Source organism: Komagataeibacter oboediens, assembly GCF_003207815.1.
Classification (GTDB): Bacteria; Pseudomonadota; Alphaproteobacteria; order Acetobacterales; family Acetobacteraceae; genus Komagataeibacter; species Komagataeibacter oboediens.
Map to the genome: position 1 here is coordinate 243,776 of NZ_NKTX01000001.1, position 13,301 is coordinate 257,076.

Genomic DNA, 13,301 nt, shown 5'->3' on the forward strand with positions numbered 1-13,301 from the left:
GGCATCCGCTTCCGGGTCTTTTGGCCACAGTTACTTGCGGGGATGGAGGCTATTCTGGCAGGAAGTTCATCTAACGGTACCCAAATGGATGAACGGCGTGGAAAAGCGCCTGAAATCCATCCGTCATCCATTGTATCCAGCCGTGCGCGTATCGGGAGCGGCGTGCGTATCGGGCCCTGGTGTTCGATCGGACCGGATGTCGAAATCGGGGATAATGCCGAACTGATTTCCCATGTGGTGGTTGATGGACGCACCACTCTGGGCGAAGGGGTGGTGTGCTATCCATTCACTACTGTCGGCATGGCGCCACAGGACCTGAAATACAGGGGTGAACCCACCTCCTGCATTGTGGGTGCCCGCACCATTATCCGTGAAAACGTGACCATCCACCGGGGCACCGCCACCGGGACAGGTGTGACCCGTATCGGTCCGGACTGCCTGATCATGGCCAATTCACATGTGGCGCATGACTGCACGCTGGGACGTGGGGTCATTATCGTCAATAACGTGGTCATGGGTGGCCATGTGGTGATTGGCGATGATGCCCGCATTATGGGGGCGGCTGCGCTGCATCAGTTCGTGCGCATTGGCCATGCGGCACTGGTCGGTGGTGTGTGTGGCGTGGAAGCGGATGTGATCCCGTATGGCAGCGTTCTGGGTAACCGGGCGCGGCTGGTGGGGCTGCACTGGATCTGGCTCCGCCGCAATGGCGTGCAGCCAGACGAGATCCGGCGCATGCGTCAGGCGTTCCGTGCGCTGTACCCCAAGGCCGCCCACGCGACCAGCGCGGTATTCCAGGACCGGCTGGAACATGTGCGCCAGACCTATGCCGATGATGCCCGGGTGGTTGAAATTCTCGATTTCATTGCTGCCCCCAGCCATCGTGGCCTTGTGCGTGTCCAGAGCGGGGACATGATCGAGAGCGATGGCGCCTGAACAGGCACCCAACCGGCAGGGGCCGTGCGTCGGTATCCTTGCCGGTGGTGGCCCGCTGCCCGGTCAGGTAGCCCGTGCGGTGGAGCAGGCGGGTGGTCGGGTCTTCATTGTCGGCTTTCAGGGGTTTGCCCAGCCCGAGGTGATCGACCACTGGCCGCACCGCATGATCCGGCTGGCGGCGGCGGGTGAAATCCTGTCCGCGTTACATGAACATCACTGTCGTGACCTTGTGCTGATTGGCCCGGTGCGGCGGCCCTCCCTTGTCAACCTGCGGCCCGATGCGACGGGCGCGCGGATTCTGGCCCGTATCGGCAAGGCGCTGTTTGCTGGTGATGACGGCCTGCTTGGCGCGATCGTGCGCGTACTGGGCGAAGAGGGCTTCACTATCCGTGGCGCCCATGAATACCTGTCCGGTTCGCTGGCGCGCCGGGGCGTGATGGGGGCGGTCGGTCCGGATGACGCGGCGCGGACCGATATCGTGCTCGGCCGTCGCGTGGTGCGCGAACTGGGCCGGCTGGATATCGGGCAGGGATGCGTGGTGCAGGGCGGGCTCGTGCTGGCGGTCGAGGCGCTTGAGGGCACGGACCGCATGCTGGAACGCGTGGGTGGGTTGCGGCAACCCGACCGTCCCGGGGGCGTTCTGGTCAAAATGGCCAAGCCGGAACAGGAACGCCGTGCTGACCTGCCAACAATCGGCCCGCGGACGGTTGCGGGCGCCCTGGCCGCGGGCCTGCGTGGAATCGCGATTGAAGCGGGCGCGACGCTGATAACCGATCCCGCGGCCTGCATTGCCATGGCGGATGAGGCCGGGCTGTTCCTGACCGGGATTGGTGGCGAAGATAAAAAAACGGACTGAAGGGAAATGTCAGATGGGAACCTACCTGCATACAATGGTGCGCGTGCGCAATCTGGAAGCCAGCCTTGATTTCTACCAGTTGCTGGGCATGCGTGAACTGCGTCGCAGGGACGTGCCGGAAGGGAAATACACCCTTGTCTTCATCGGGTATGCCGATAATGCGGCAGGGCAGGCGGAAATCGAACTGACCTATAACTGGGGTCAGGATGATGGATATGATGTCGGCACCGGATTCGGTCACTTCGCCCTTGGTGTGCCCGATGTGACCGCCCTGGTGGAAAAGGTACGCGCGGGTGGCGGCAAGGTCACGCGCGAACCGGGGCCGGTCAAGTTCGGTACCACCTTCATCGCCTTTGTCGAAGATCCGGACGGCTACAAGATCGAACTGATCCAGAAACCGTAAGGCCGGGCGCGACGTCTCCCTATGGCGTGCGCGTGGAAAGCAGGCGGCGCATGGCGCTGAGTTCCCTGGTCGCCGCGTCCAGCGCCGCCAGGATGTCCTGTGCCGCCTGTCGCGTATGCGCATCTTTGCTGAGGGCCAGCGAATCCGCCCGTAGCATGGCGGGGGACAGGTGGCCACGGATGTCGTGAATGTGCTGTCGCAGCATTTCATCGGTCGTGGCGGCAGAGTCGCGTGCAGGGCTGGTCATGAAAATCATCCGGTTATGGTGCGGGAGGGGAGCAGCATTGACGTTGCCCGAAAGCATCAGTATAAGGCGCGGCTCAGGGTTTCCGTAGCGTACGGGGCCTGTTGGAATTTATTCCGTAACCTGTCTGTCATTGTCAATCTGGGAGTGCCGTTGTGAAGCGCACGTATCAACCCTCGAAGCTGGTCCGCAAGCGTCGCCACGGCTTCCGTTCGCGTATGGAAACCGTTGGTGGCCGCAAGGTTGTTGCAAACCGTCGCACCAAGGGCCGCAAGCGTCTTTCTGCCTGAGGCAGGTGACGTCTGTACGTTCCGGGTACCTGTGTGTCCGGAACCATGAATGTCTCTACACAAGGGGCGGCTGAAAGTGGCCGATAAGTCCACGCGCCTTAAGAAACGCGCTGAGTTCCTGCGGGTTGCGGCCAAGGGCCGCAAGGCCCCCGTTCCGGGACTGGTGCTGCAGGCGCTTGAACGCGGTGACACGCAGGCTGCCCGGTACGGTTTTACCGTAACCAAGAAAGTAGGCAATTCCGTCGTGCGCAACAGGGCGCGGCGGCGCCTGCGTGAGGTGGTCCGGCTGCTGGACCGCGAACAGGCGCTTACGGGCGTCGATATCGTGGTGATTGGCCGGTCTGGTACATGCAGGCGGCGGTTTGATGCCCTGATGGGCGATTACCGCAAGGCCCTGCGCAAGGCGGGAGTGAAGGAAGAATCGTGAGTACGTCTTCCATCAGCCTGCCTGCCCATATGCTGCGCGCGGTCATTCGCGCGTATCAGCTGGTGGTCCGTCCCGTATGGGGCGCGCATTGCCGTTTCACTCCTTCATGCAGTCATTACGCACGTGACGCGATCGCCCACCATGGGGCCCTGCGCGGCAGTGTGCTGGCGGGTTGGCGCATCCTGCGCTGCAACCCCTGGAATGCGGGTGGCCATGACCCCGTTCCTGCCACGGCCTGCGGCTGTGACATGCATGACTCCATGAAAAACACGAAAAGTCTGGCGGGTCGCTGATGGATATCAAGCGTTTTATGGTGGCAACAGCACTGTCTGCCGTGGTGCTGGTTGGTTTTGAGTATTTCCTGCCACAGCAGAACCATAAAACGGTCGAGCAGCAGGCCCCCACGCCCGCACCGGCCCCCGCCTCAGCGGCGGGGGATGGCACGGCGGCAGCCCCGGTGGATACGGGGCAGCCCGACCCGCGCGTCACGATCGATGCCGACCGCGTGCATGGTTCGCTTGACCTGCGTGGTGCGCGCCTCGATGACCTTGTGCTCAAGAACTATCATGAGACCGTAAAGGACGGCAGCCCGCTGGTGCGCGTGCTGGAACCGCGCGGGCAGGCGGAACCCAACCTGGTCGAGGTGGGCTGGACCAATGTCAGTGGCGGCCATGTCAGCGTGCCGGATGCCAACACCGTCTGGACTGCCGACCACGATACCCTGACCCGGACGCAGCCCGTTACCCTGTCGTGGGATAATGGACAGGGGCAGGTATTCCAGATCAGCATCGCGATTGACCAGAACTACATGTTCTCGGTCACGCAGAAGGTGATCAACCATGGGGGGGAAGCGGTCTCGCTGTATCCGTTCTCCCGTGTGGAGCGGGCCTATACCCCGGTCGAGACCGGCGGCTACCTTGTGCATGAAGGGCCGATTTCCGTCATTGACCACAAACTGGATGAAAGTTCGTACAAATCCCTGCGCAAGGGCGCAGTGCCGCCGGGCAATATTGCTTGGACCAAGGCAGGTCAGGGCGGCTGGGCCGGTATTACTGACAAATACTGGCTGTCTGCCGTCATTCCGCAGCAGGATAGCGATGTAGCGGGCACCTATGCCTACCAGCCTACGGGCGGGGACAGGGGCATTTATGATGTCGGCTTTACCGCGCGCGCGCCGCTGGTTGTTGCGGCCGGGGGCGATGCGACAACCGCCAGCCACGTCTTTGCCGGGGCGAAGGAAGTGCCACTGCTGGAAAAATATGAATCCAGCCTGCATATCCCCGATTTCTGGAAAGCCGTCGATTTCGGCTGGTTTGCCTTCCTGACCCGTCCGATCTTTACGGTGCTGGACTGGCTGAACACCATGCTGGGCAATTTTGGTCTGGCCCTGATGGCGTTCACCCTGCTGGTCAAGGCGCTGTTCTTCCCGCTGGCGACCAAGCAGTTCCATTCCATGGGCAAGATGCGACAGCTCCAGCCCAAGATCAAAGCCCTGCGTGAGCGTTACAAAGACGACCAGATGGCGCTGAACCAGCAGATGATCGCGCTGTACAAGCAGGAAGGCGTGAATCCGGCCAGCGGCTGCCTGCCCATGCTGCTGCAGATCCCGGTGTTCTGGTGCCTGTACAAGGATCTGTATGTCACCATCGAGATGCGGCACGCGCCTTTCTTCGGCTGGATCCATGACCTGTCGTCCTTTGACCCGACAAACCTGTTCACCCTGTTCGGGCTGATCCCATGGAATCCGTCGGTCATCTCCCCCATGCTCCAGCTTGGCCTGTGGCCGATCGCATTCGGACTGACCATGTTTGCCCAGATGCGGCTGAACCCGGCGCCGGCGGCTGATCCCGCGCAGCAGAAGATGTTCCAGTTCATGCCGATCATCTTCACGTTCTTCATGGCGCGCCAGCCATCGGGACTGGTGATCTACTATTGCTGGAACAACCTGCTGACCATGGCGCAGCAGACGCTGATCCAGCGCCGGATGAACAGGGGCACGCCCGCCGCCAAGGCACCCGCGAAGCCGAAGCTTCCGGCCGGGAAGAAATAACTTACGGGGACCATGATGGTGGAATTTGCCTCCTCCGCGCCGACACCGGAAGAAATGGAACGCGACCGTGAAATCGGTCGCGTGCTGTTCGCTGGTGAATTCAATTTCGTGTTCGGCGCGCAGAAGCTTGGTCAGCTACCCGATCCCGTGCTGCCGGAAATCGCATTCGCCGGGCGGTCCAATGTCGGCAAGTCCAGCCTGATCAACGCCCTGACCGGGCGGCGGGCACTGGCGCGGGCATCGTCCGAGCCGGGACGGACCAAGCAGCTCAATTTCTTTGAACTGGCTGATCGGCTGACGCTGGTGGACATGCCCGGCTATGGTTTTGCCAAGGCAGCCAAGGCGGTCAAGGAAGACTGGCAGGGCATGATGTTTTCCTACCTGCGCGGCAGGCCGACGCTGCGCCGCGTGGTGCTGCTGCTGGATAGCCGGGTAGAGGTCAAGGCGACCGACCAGGAAATCATGAAGATGCTGGACCGGGCTGCCGTGACCTTTCAGGTCGTACTGACCAAGTGCGACGTGCCCAAGCCTGCCGTGCTGGAGGCCAAGCTGCGTGAAGTCACGGGCATCGTGGCCACGCATGCGGCGGCATATCCGCACGTACTGGCAACCAGCAGTGAAACCGGAATGGGGATCGAGGACCTGCGAGCGGAACTCGCACGGCTGGCCAATCCGGTATAAGGCGGCCATACGTCTGGTCCCACCCGTGGGCCATGGTATTCAGCAGTCAGGAGCGAAGGGAACGTTCGGATGACAGGAACGCAATCGGGCGACCAGGAAGCACAGGTACGGGCCGAGGTTCTGGCCAGGGCGCTGCCTTACCTGCGCCGGTATGCCGGGGATACGGTTGTCGTCAAATATGGCGGCAGCGCGATGGTCGATACATCGCTGTCCACTGCGTTTGGCCATGATATCGCGCTGCTCAAGCAGGTGGGCGTCAACCCGGTCGTGGTGCATGGCGGCGGTCCGCAGATCAGCGCGATGCTCAAGCGGCTGCAGATTGAGTCGACCTTCATCGACGGCCTGCGCGTCACCGATGCCGCCATGATCGACGTGATCGAGATGGTGCTGGGTGGCAAGGTGAACAAGCAGGTCGCGGGCCTGATCAACCGGGCCGGTGCGCTGGCGGTCGGCATTTCGGGGCTGGATGGCGGCCTGATTTCCGCCCGCAGGCTCCAGCGCCGCGCGCGTGAGGCCGGTGTCGAGACCGACCGCCTGCTGGACCTTGGTTTCGTGGGGGAACCCACCCGTATCGATCCGCGCGTGATCTATGCGCTGTCCGGTTCGGGACTGATCCCGGTGATCGCCCCCATTGGCGCGGGCGAGCAGGGCGAAACCTACAACATCAATGCCGATACGGCGGCTGGCGCCATTGCGGGCGCGGTCAATGCCAGCCGGCTGCTCATGCTGACGGATGTGCCCGGCGTGCTGGATGGCGATGGCAGGCTGATCCCGGAACTGACGGCGGAAGATGCCCGTCGCGGTATTGCCAGTGGCATGATTTCGGGCGGCATGATCCCCAAGGTCGAAACCTGCCTCGAGGCCGTGCGCGCCGGTGCGAAGGCCGCCGTCATCCTTGATGGCCGCGTGAGGCATTCCTGCCTGCTGGAACTGTTTACGGAAGCCGGGCCGGGCACACTGATCCGGGGTGGGTAAACCGCGCTGGATCGGGTAATGTGGGCAGGGGCGTTGCGTTGACATTGCCCCTGATCCTCCGCATGGTCCGCAGGCGATTCAATACCGAAGGCCCCCGGCATGACCCGCCGGGGCAGCCGGCCCAAGACAGGATTTTGCAAATATGACCGATACATCCCTCCAGAGCCAGATCGAGGCCCTGTGGGAGCGTCGCGAGACGCTGTCCACCGCGACAACCGGCGCGGATCGTGATGCCGTAGAGGCGGCGCTGCTGGCGCTGGATTCAGGCAAGCTGCGCGTCGCGACCCCGGGCGCGGGTGGCTGGGTTGTCAATGAATGGCTGAAGAAGGCCGTGCTTCTGTCCTTTCGCCTCAATGACAACCGGATTGTCGAAGGCGGCGGCGCGGGCGCGTCCAGCTATGACAAGGTGCCGCTGAAATTCGCGGGCTGGGATCAGGCCGCGTTCGCCGCCGCGGGCTTCCGCGCGGTGCCGGGTTCCATCGTGCGCCGTTCCGCGTTCATCGCGCCGGGTGTCGTGCTGATGCCCAGCTTCGTCAATGCCGGTGCGTATGTCGATAGCGGCACGATGGTCGATACGTGGGTCACGATCGGCAGCTGCGCGCAGATCGGCAAGAACTGCCACATCAGCGGCGGCGTGGGCATTGGTGGTGTGCTGGAGCCGCTGCAGGCGGCCCCTGTCATCATCGAGGACGGCTGCTTCATCGGCGCGCGTTCGGAAGTGGCCGAAGGTGTCGTGGTCGAACGCGGCAGCGTGCTGTCCATGGGCGTGTTCCTTGGCGCATCCACCAAGATTGTCGACCGCAACACGGGTGAGGTCTTCATGGGCCGCGTTCCGGCCTATTCCGTTGTCGTGCCCGGCACGCTGCCGCCGCGTCAGGCCACCAGCACCGATGGCAAGCCGCTGCCGTCGCTGGACTGCGCGGTGATCGTCAAGCGCGTGGATGAACGCACGCGCTCCAAGACTTCGATCAACGACCTGCTGCGCGGCTGAGCAGCATCATGGGGAATGGCGGAATGGCGGATACGGAACAGGACCCCGGCGGCGTTGTCGCCCTTGCGCGTGACCTGATCCGCTGCCCTTCCGTTACACCTGATGATGGCTGCGGCATTACCGCGCTGGCCCGCGTGCTGGAACAGATCGGTTTCAGCGTAAAGCTGCTGCCGTTTGGTGACGGGGCGGCGCGGACCCCCAATCTGTTTGCCCGCCTTGGCACCGGGCGCCCGCACCTGTGTTTTGCCGGGCATACGGACGTCGTGCCGGTGGGGGATGTGGCGTCATGGGCGCATGATCCCTTTGGCGGGGATATCCATGACGGCATCCTGTTCGGTCGTGGTGCGTGCGACATGAAGGGGGGTATCGCCGCCTTTGTCGCCGCCGTCCGGCTGTATCTGGACAGGACGCCGCATCCACAGGGATCGATCAGCCTGCTGATTACGGGCGATGAGGAAGGCCCCGCCACCAACGGAACGGTGCGCGTGCTGGAATGGATGGAAGCCGAAGGTCAGATTCCCGACTTCTGTCTTGTGGGTGAACCCACCAATCCCGGTGAGATGGGTGAAGTCATCAAGATCGGCCGTCGTGGCAGCCTGAACGCCCACATTGTCGTGCATGGCACGCAGGGACATGTGGCCTATCCCCACCGGGCGGATAATCCGGTCCACCGCCTGCTGGCGCTGCTGGGCGAACTGACGGCAGCCCCGCTGGATGCCGGTAGCGAATGGTTCGAGGCATCAAGCCTGCAGGTCACCAGTCTTGACGTGGGCAATACGGCCACCAATGTCATACCGGCACAGGCCGCGGCCCGGCTGAACATCCGCTTCAATGACCTGCATAGCGGTGCCGACCTTGCCGGCTGGATACGGACCGTGGCCGTGCGACATGCGCCCAAGGCTGAAATTGGCATATCCATCAGCGGCGAATCCTTCCTGACCGAACCCCGCGCTCCGGTGGAAGCCCTGCGTGCAAGCGTGCGGGCGGTGACTGGGCACGTGCCCAGGCTGGATACCGGTGGTGGCACGTCGGATGCCCGCTTCATCAGCCGGTACTGCCCGGTGGCGGAATTCGGGCTGGTGGGGGCAAGCATGCACAAGACGGACGAGCATGTCAGCCTGTCTGACCTGAAGCAGCTGACGGCGATCTATACCGGCTTTCTTGAAAAGGTAATGCGTTAATGTCTGATCGCAGCACATCGCCCGAGCCGAATGCACCCGGACTGGGCATGATCCTCAAGGGGATGCTGCTGCTGGGACGGGGCCGCCCGGAAGGTATTGCCTATTTTGGCAATACGCGTGATTCGGTGCTGTCGGCGCTGGCGCCCCGCCTTGCGCTGTGGCTGGTGGGTGGCGGACTGACCATTGGCACCGCGCCGCAGGCGATCAGCGGCGTGAAGGTACTGTTTGCGCTGTGCCTGATCCTGCTGCCCGCCATTGTTACCCATGCGCTGGCGCGGCGGTGGAAGCGCGAAGGGTTGTGGCTGCGCTACATCACGGCCGCATGGTGGACGGACTGGGTCACACTGTTCGTGGGGCTGGTGGTGGCGCTGCTTATGGCGCTGGCGTCGCCCAAGCTGCTGGAATCCAGCACGGGGGCAATGATCCTGAACGGAGTGGAGTTCGGTTACAGCCTGTGGCTGACATGGTATGTCGCCCGCGTCGGGCTGCTGCTGCGGCGGGGGCAGGCCGTGGTGCTGGTACTGGCCGTGCTGGGCAGCCTTGGGCTGCTGTCGGCAGTGGTCGGGGTGTTGTCCCCCAACCAGCGCGCGTGGCATGAATTCCTCTATCCTCTTCTGATGCAGCAGGGACAGGGCGCTGGCCACTGATAAAATGTAAAAGTTTTCTGGTGCTGCCTTTTTTATAAAAAGGTGACGCTCCCGGCAGCTTCCTGAAAAAGGCAGCACCAGAAACGTTTATTGCTGTTTCCCTGGCAACTGCACTGGTCAGCGGCTGAAGGGATTTTCCCCATAGCCTACGCCGGTCAGGCACAGCCCTTCAGGCGGTGCGGTCGGGCCGCCCGCGCGGCGGTCGCGGGCCGCAAGGGCCTGTTCGACGCGTTCGGGTGCCCAGCGACCTTCCCCGACCAGTTTCAGTGTCCCGGCCATGTTGCGCACCTGATGGTGCAGGAAGGATCTGGCTTCGGCTTCGATCACGACATATGCGCCCTCGCGCCGGACATCCAGACGGTCGAGCGAGCGCACCGGACTGCGGGCCTGACAGGCCGAGGCACGGAAGGACGTGAAGTCATGCCGTCCCACCAATGACTGGGCGGCACTGTGCATCACATCCGCATCCAGCGGCGTGCGGACATGCCATACATGGCCTTCTTCCAGCGCCGGACGGGCCGGGCGGTTGAGAATACGGTAGCGATACGCGCGTGAGCAGGCTGAAAAACGCGCATTCCAGTGTGGCAGGACCGGGCGCGCCATAAGTACGACAACCGGATGCGGCTTCATGTAGAAATTCAGCCCATCCCGCACCGTGGCGCTGGACAGCGTGACATCGGCGGGGAAATCCAGATGTGCGACCTGCCCACTGGCATGCACGCCCGCATCCGTGCGGCCCGCGGTGATGCTGCGAACGGTGCGCCCGGCTGTCAGGTTGCTTGCGGCATCTTCCAGCAGGCCCTGTATCGAGATCAGGTGATCCCCCTGCTGGCGCTGCCAGCCGACAAAGCCGCGCCCGTCATATTCCATCAGCACCGCCCACCGGCAGACCGATGGCGGGGCAGCATCATCGGGACGCGCGGGCGGGATTTCAGTCACCGGGCGTCTCCACCCCAAAGCGGGTGCCGGGGGCTATGGCCTGCCCACGCAGGAAATCGGCAGCGTCCATCATGCCGCGTCCGGGACGCTGCAGGCGGGTGATACGCAGTGTCGTGCCCCCGCCACAGGCCACCAGCAGGTGGTCATCAACCACCGTGCCCGCTGCGGCGTGTACCGTGCCCGGCGCAGGGCTGACGGCCCCGATCTTGATCACCTGTCCTTCCAGTGTGGTGAACGTGCCTGGCCAAGGTGTCAGGGCGCGAACCTGCCGGTCAATGTCGGTGGCGGGGCGGGTCCAGTCGATACGCCCGTCTTCACGGCTCAGTCTCTGGACATGGGTCACGCCGGTATCAGGCTGCGGTGTGCCGGGACAGGCAGGGCGGTTCAGGACATCGACAATCAGCCGCCCGCCCATGGCGGCAAGGTCGTCATGCAGGGTGGTGGCGGTGGTATGATCGGTCAGCGCCACATGGTCACGCAGCAGCATGGGCCCGGTATCCAGCCCCGCATCCATCTGCATGATGGTGACGCCACTTTCCCTGTCACCGGCCAGGATGGCGGCCTGTATGGGGGCGGCACCCCGCCAGCGCGGCAGCAGGCTGGCATGGATATTCAGGCAGCCACGGGTGGGGGCGTCAAGCATCGCCACCGGCAGGAGCAGCCCGTAGGCGGCCACTACGGCCACATCCAGCTTCAGGTCCCGGAAATACGCGTGTTCCGCCGTATCGCGTCGCAGCGATCGGGGCGTGCGCACGGGTATGCCCAGCTCTTCCGCCGCGACCTGCACGGGGGAAGGGCGCAGCTTCTTCCCGCGTCCGGCAGGGCGGGGCGGCTGGCTGTAGACGGTTACGATGTCATGCCCGGCCTGATGCAGGGCACGCAGGGCGGGCACCGCGAAATCGGGCGTGCCCATGAAGGCCAGTCGCATGTCGGGGGGTCCGTTCAGGCTGGGCCGGCCCCCGTCTGGCGCGGGGACTGGCTGGGTGATCGCGGCAGGCGATCAGTGCTTCTGGCGCTGTTCCTTCGCCAGGCGACGCATGATCATGTTGCGCTTGAGCGCGGACAGATGATCGACGAACAGGATGCCTTCCAGATGGTCGATCTCGTGCTGCAGGCAGGTGGCCAGCAGGTCATCGGCTTCGATTTCCTGCGCCTTGCCGTCCATGTCCTGATAGCGCACGCGCACGGCTTCGGGGCGGATGACCTCGGCATACTGGTTGGGCAGCGACAGGCAGCCTTCCTCGCGCACGGCCATGCTGTCCGTCTCGGCGATCACTTCGGGGTTGATCAGTACCAGCGGGTTGCGCGCCTCATCCTTGTCGGCCACGTCCACAATGGCGAACCGCATGCCAAGGCCTACCTGAGGGGCGGCAAGGCCAATGCCGGGCGCCTGGTACATGGCGGCGAACATGCGGGGAATGATGGTGCGCAGTTCGTCCATGTCCTCGGGGCGGACAAGGCGGGTTTTCTGGCGCAGGACCGCCTGGGGTGCGACCAGGATCGGCATGGGGGTCGCCTGAGCGATGACATCATGATCAATCATAGACTGCCATTTAGCGTGTCCCCACACGCGATGCCAGAGGGGAGGCGGCCAAAATGCCGTGGCGCGGGCACGAAGTCCTCCCCTTGCGCATGGCTATTATTCTCCCATATCGTGAAGGGACGGGATGCGGATGCTGTTTCGGGTCCGTTTTTCCGTTTCTTGTCTCGCTCGCAGCAGAGGAGGCCGATTTGTCGGGAAGAGTTTTCGGGTCACCCATGTTCCTCGGGTTTGACCATCTGGAGCAGATGCTTGAACGCGCATCGAAAAATGCGTCGGACGGGTATCCGCCCTATAATATAGAACAGGTCAGCCCCACGACCCTGCGCATTACGCTGGCGGTGGCGGGGTTTGTCATGGAAGACCTGCACATTACGCAGGAAGACAACCAGCTTGTCATTCGCGGTCGGCAGAGTGACGACGGTCAGGGACGGATTTTCCTGCACCGTGGCATTGCCGCCCGCCAGTTCCAGAAGGCGTTTGTCCTGGCCGAGGGAATCGAGGTCGGCGGCGCGTGGATGGATAACGGCCTGCTGCATATCGAACTGGCCCGCCCGCAGCCTGAAGTGCGCGTGCGCAAGATCGAGATCGGACGTGCACCGTCGTCCCCATCGCGCGATCGTGTCGCGCCCGTGGTGGACGTACCCGCCGGCCGCAAGCAACGTATGGTGAGGGTTATTGACGAGGAATAACAGCGTACGCCGTAATGGAACGGCCTGTATTGCGATGCAGATGGAAAGGGACGGTCGTCCCTTCATGATGCAGGAGATAACGCGATGAGAGTCACAACACAGAATGGTCGGGTGCTGCTGCAGAATGATGCGGTGAATGCGGCCCCTGTCATCAGCACGTCGGAACTGCGCGGTCTGGGCATGGAATCGGTAGCCTACATCCGTGAGGTGGAGGTCGAGGGCGAGGATGCATTCGCCATCCACGCGGCCGACGGAACCCCCATGGCGGTGACGGAAGACCGGGAAACCGCCATCAACGCCATCCTCCAGCACGAAATGATGCCGGTGCCCCTGCACTAGCGCCTTTCATTACATTCCATAAGGCAATGGCCCTGTCCCGGTTCGCGGGGCAGGGCCATTTGCGTTGACGGGTGTCGCCAGTCCGCGCGGCGGGGCGCGAACCGGCCTGT

The 13,301-nt window shown here is 63.4% G+C and carries 18 protein-coding genes; 14 read left to right on the forward strand and 4 right to left on the reverse strand.

What is annotated here, in order from left to right; translation table 11 throughout:
• Nucleotides 1–84: 84 nt before the first annotated feature.
• Genes lpxA through gloA form a run of 3 tightly spaced genes read left to right on the forward strand, consistent with a single transcriptional unit; the run spans nt 85 to nt 2,195 of the window.
• Nucleotides 85–936, forward strand: a complete 852-nt coding sequence (gene lpxA / locus CFR80_RS01080; RefSeq protein WP_010513821.1) for an acyl-ACP--UDP-N-acetylglucosamine O-acyltransferase — start codon at nt 85–87, stop codon at nt 934–936.
• The gene (locus CFR80_RS01085) at nt 926–1,792 is read left to right on the forward strand and encodes an LpxI family protein (protein WP_010513820.1); all 867 of its coding nucleotides are present in this window, start codon (nt 926–928) and stop codon (nt 1,790–1,792) included. Before lpxA ends, CFR80_RS01085 begins: the two co-directional genes overlap by 11 nt.
• Before the next feature lie 13 nt (nt 1,793–1,805).
• Entirely contained in the window at nt 1,806–2,195 is a 390-nt protein-coding gene (gene gloA / locus CFR80_RS01090; RefSeq protein ID WP_010513819.1) for a lactoylglutathione lyase, read from the forward strand.
• A gap of 19 nt (nt 2,196–2,214) precedes the next feature.
• Here gloA and CFR80_RS01095 read toward each other — a convergent pair whose 3' ends face one another.
• Nucleotides 2,215–2,442 (reverse strand): hypothetical protein, encoded by a 228-nt coding sequence (locus CFR80_RS01095; RefSeq protein WP_167513887.1) that lies wholly within the window; start codon nt 2,440–2,442, stop codon nt 2,215–2,217.
• A 152-nt stretch (nt 2,443–2,594) separates the two neighbouring features.
• Between CFR80_RS01095 and rpmH the strand changes: the two genes are divergently transcribed.
• The 9 genes from rpmH (at nt 2,595) to CFR80_RS01140 (ending at nt 9,681) form a co-directional block, all read left to right on the forward strand.
• On the forward strand, nt 2,595–2,729 hold the full coding sequence (rpmH, locus tag CFR80_RS01100; protein ID WP_010507731.1) for a 50S ribosomal protein L34: 135 nt from the start codon (nt 2,595–2,597) through the stop codon (nt 2,727–2,729).
• Nucleotides 2,730–2,805: 76 nt separating this feature from the next.
• A complete protein-coding gene (rnpA, locus tag CFR80_RS01105; protein ID WP_029329363.1) occupies nt 2,806–3,156 on the forward strand; it encodes a ribonuclease P protein component in 351 nt (116 codons plus the stop codon).
• Nucleotides 3,153–3,449, forward strand: coding sequence for a membrane protein insertion efficiency factor YidD (gene yidD, locus CFR80_RS01110; RefSeq protein ID WP_010513816.1), 297 nt, complete (start codon nt 3,153–3,155; stop codon nt 3,447–3,449). The genes rnpA and yidD overlap by 4 nt, the downstream gene beginning before the upstream one ends.
• Nucleotides 3,449–5,206 carry a membrane protein insertase YidC gene (gene yidC / locus CFR80_RS01115; RefSeq protein ID WP_010513815.1) on the forward strand — a complete coding sequence of 586 codons (1,758 nt, stop codon included), beginning with the start codon at nt 3,449–3,451 and terminating at the stop codon, nt 5,204–5,206. The genes yidD and yidC overlap by 1 nt, the downstream gene beginning before the upstream one ends.
• Before the next feature lie 12 nt (nt 5,207–5,218).
• Nucleotides 5,219–5,887, forward strand: coding sequence for a ribosome biogenesis GTP-binding protein YihA/YsxC (gene yihA / locus CFR80_RS01120; RefSeq protein ID WP_010513814.1), 669 nt, complete (start codon nt 5,219–5,221; stop codon nt 5,885–5,887).
• Nucleotides 5,888–5,956: 69 nt separating this feature from the next.
• On the forward strand, nt 5,957–6,862 hold the full coding sequence (gene argB / locus CFR80_RS01125) for an acetylglutamate kinase (RefSeq protein WP_010513813.1): 906 nt from the start codon (nt 5,957–5,959) through the stop codon (nt 6,860–6,862).
• 142 nt (nt 6,863–7,004) lie between these two features.
• Complete coding sequence (gene dapD, locus CFR80_RS01130; RefSeq protein WP_010513812.1) at nt 7,005–7,853, forward strand: 2,3,4,5-tetrahydropyridine-2,6-dicarboxylate N-succinyltransferase; 849 nt, start codon at nt 7,005–7,007, stop codon at nt 7,851–7,853.
• A gap of 23 nt (nt 7,854–7,876) precedes the next feature.
• A complete protein-coding gene (dapE, locus tag CFR80_RS01135; RefSeq protein WP_010513811.1) occupies nt 7,877–9,034 on the forward strand; it encodes a succinyl-diaminopimelate desuccinylase in 1,158 nt (385 codons plus the stop codon).
• Nucleotides 9,034–9,681, forward strand: a complete 648-nt coding sequence (locus CFR80_RS01140) for a hypothetical protein (RefSeq protein WP_010513810.1) — start codon at nt 9,034–9,036, stop codon at nt 9,679–9,681. Before dapE ends, CFR80_RS01140 begins: the two co-directional genes overlap by 1 nt.
• 117 nt (nt 9,682–9,798) lie before the next feature.
• On the opposite strand, the gene truA is transcribed toward CFR80_RS01140, so the two are convergent.
• The 3 genes from truA to def all read right to left on the reverse strand — a co-directional run bounded on the left by truA (nt 9,799) and on the right by def (nt 12,163).
• Complete coding sequence (truA, locus tag CFR80_RS01145; protein ID WP_181418151.1) at nt 9,799–10,551, reverse strand: tRNA pseudouridine(38-40) synthase TruA; 753 nt, start codon at nt 10,549–10,551, stop codon at nt 9,799–9,801.
• A gap of 61 nt (nt 10,552–10,612) precedes the next feature.
• A complete protein-coding gene (gene fmt, locus CFR80_RS01150) occupies nt 10,613–11,548 on the reverse strand; it encodes a methionyl-tRNA formyltransferase (protein WP_010513807.1) in 936 nt (311 codons plus the stop codon).
• 72 nt (nt 11,549–11,620) lie between these two features.
• Nucleotides 11,621–12,163, reverse strand: coding sequence for a peptide deformylase (gene def, locus CFR80_RS01155; RefSeq protein WP_010513806.1), 543 nt, complete (start codon nt 12,161–12,163; stop codon nt 11,621–11,623).
• 215 nt (nt 12,164–12,378) lie between these two features.
• Here def and CFR80_RS01160 point away from each other — a divergent pair, with 215 nt between their 5' ends.
• Together CFR80_RS01160 and CFR80_RS01165 are read left to right on the forward strand one after the other, a co-directional pair.
• The gene (locus CFR80_RS01160) at nt 12,379–12,852 is read left to right on the forward strand and encodes an Hsp20 family protein (protein WP_010513805.1); all 474 of its coding nucleotides are present in this window, start codon (nt 12,379–12,381) and stop codon (nt 12,850–12,852) included.
• Between the two features lie 84 nt (nt 12,853–12,936).
• Nucleotides 12,937–13,191 (forward strand): DUF1150 family protein, encoded by a 255-nt coding sequence (locus CFR80_RS01165; RefSeq protein WP_029329361.1) that lies wholly within the window; start codon nt 12,937–12,939, stop codon nt 13,189–13,191.
• The last annotated feature ends 110 nt before the right edge of the window (nt 13,192–13,301 follow it).

Excerpts from the sequence above, each read along its gene's own strand:
- CFR80_RS01095 (WP_167513887.1), bottom strand. The coding sequence starts at position 2,442 with ATGACCAGCCCTGCACGCGACTCTGCCGCCACGACCGATGAAATGCTG.
- yihA (WP_010513814.1), top strand. The coding sequence starts at position 5,219 with ATGATGGTGGAATTTGCCTCCTCCGCGCCGACACCGGAAGAAATGGAA.
- dapD (WP_010513812.1), top strand. The coding sequence starts at position 7,005 with ATGACCGATACATCCCTCCAGAGCCAGATCGAGGCCCTGTGGGAGCGT.
- argB (WP_010513813.1), top strand. The coding sequence starts at position 5,957 with ATGACAGGAACGCAATCGGGCGACCAGGAAGCACAGGTACGGGCCGAG.
- gloA (WP_010513819.1), top strand. The coding sequence starts at position 1,806 with ATGGGAACCTACCTGCATACAATGGTGCGCGTGCGCAATCTGGAAGCC.
- CFR80_RS01160 (WP_010513805.1), top strand. The coding sequence starts at position 12,379 with ATGTTCCTCGGGTTTGACCATCTGGAGCAGATGCTTGAACGCGCATCG.
- fmt (WP_010513807.1), bottom strand. The coding sequence starts at position 11,548 with ATGCGACTGGCCTTCATGGGCACGCCCGATTTCGCGGTGCCCGCCCTG.
- CFR80_RS01165 (WP_029329361.1), top strand. The coding sequence starts at position 12,937 with ATGAGAGTCACAACACAGAATGGTCGGGTGCTGCTGCAGAATGATGCG.
- lpxA (WP_010513821.1), top strand. The coding sequence starts at position 85 with ATGGATGAACGGCGTGGAAAAGCGCCTGAAATCCATCCGTCATCCATT.
- truA (WP_181418151.1), bottom strand. The coding sequence starts at position 10,551 with ATGGAATATGACGGGCGCGGCTTTGTCGGCTGGCAGCGCCAGCAGGGG.
- CFR80_RS01085 (WP_010513820.1), top strand. The coding sequence starts at position 926 with ATGGCGCCTGAACAGGCACCCAACCGGCAGGGGCCGTGCGTCGGTATC.
- dapE (WP_010513811.1), top strand. The coding sequence starts at position 7,877 with ATGGCGGATACGGAACAGGACCCCGGCGGCGTTGTCGCCCTTGCGCGT.
- yidC (WP_010513815.1), top strand. The coding sequence starts at position 3,449 with ATGGATATCAAGCGTTTTATGGTGGCAACAGCACTGTCTGCCGTGGTG.
- CFR80_RS01140 (WP_010513810.1), top strand. The coding sequence starts at position 9,034 with ATGTCTGATCGCAGCACATCGCCCGAGCCGAATGCACCCGGACTGGGC.
- def (WP_010513806.1), bottom strand. The coding sequence starts at position 12,163 with ATGATTGATCATGATGTCATCGCTCAGGCGACCCCCATGCCGATCCTG.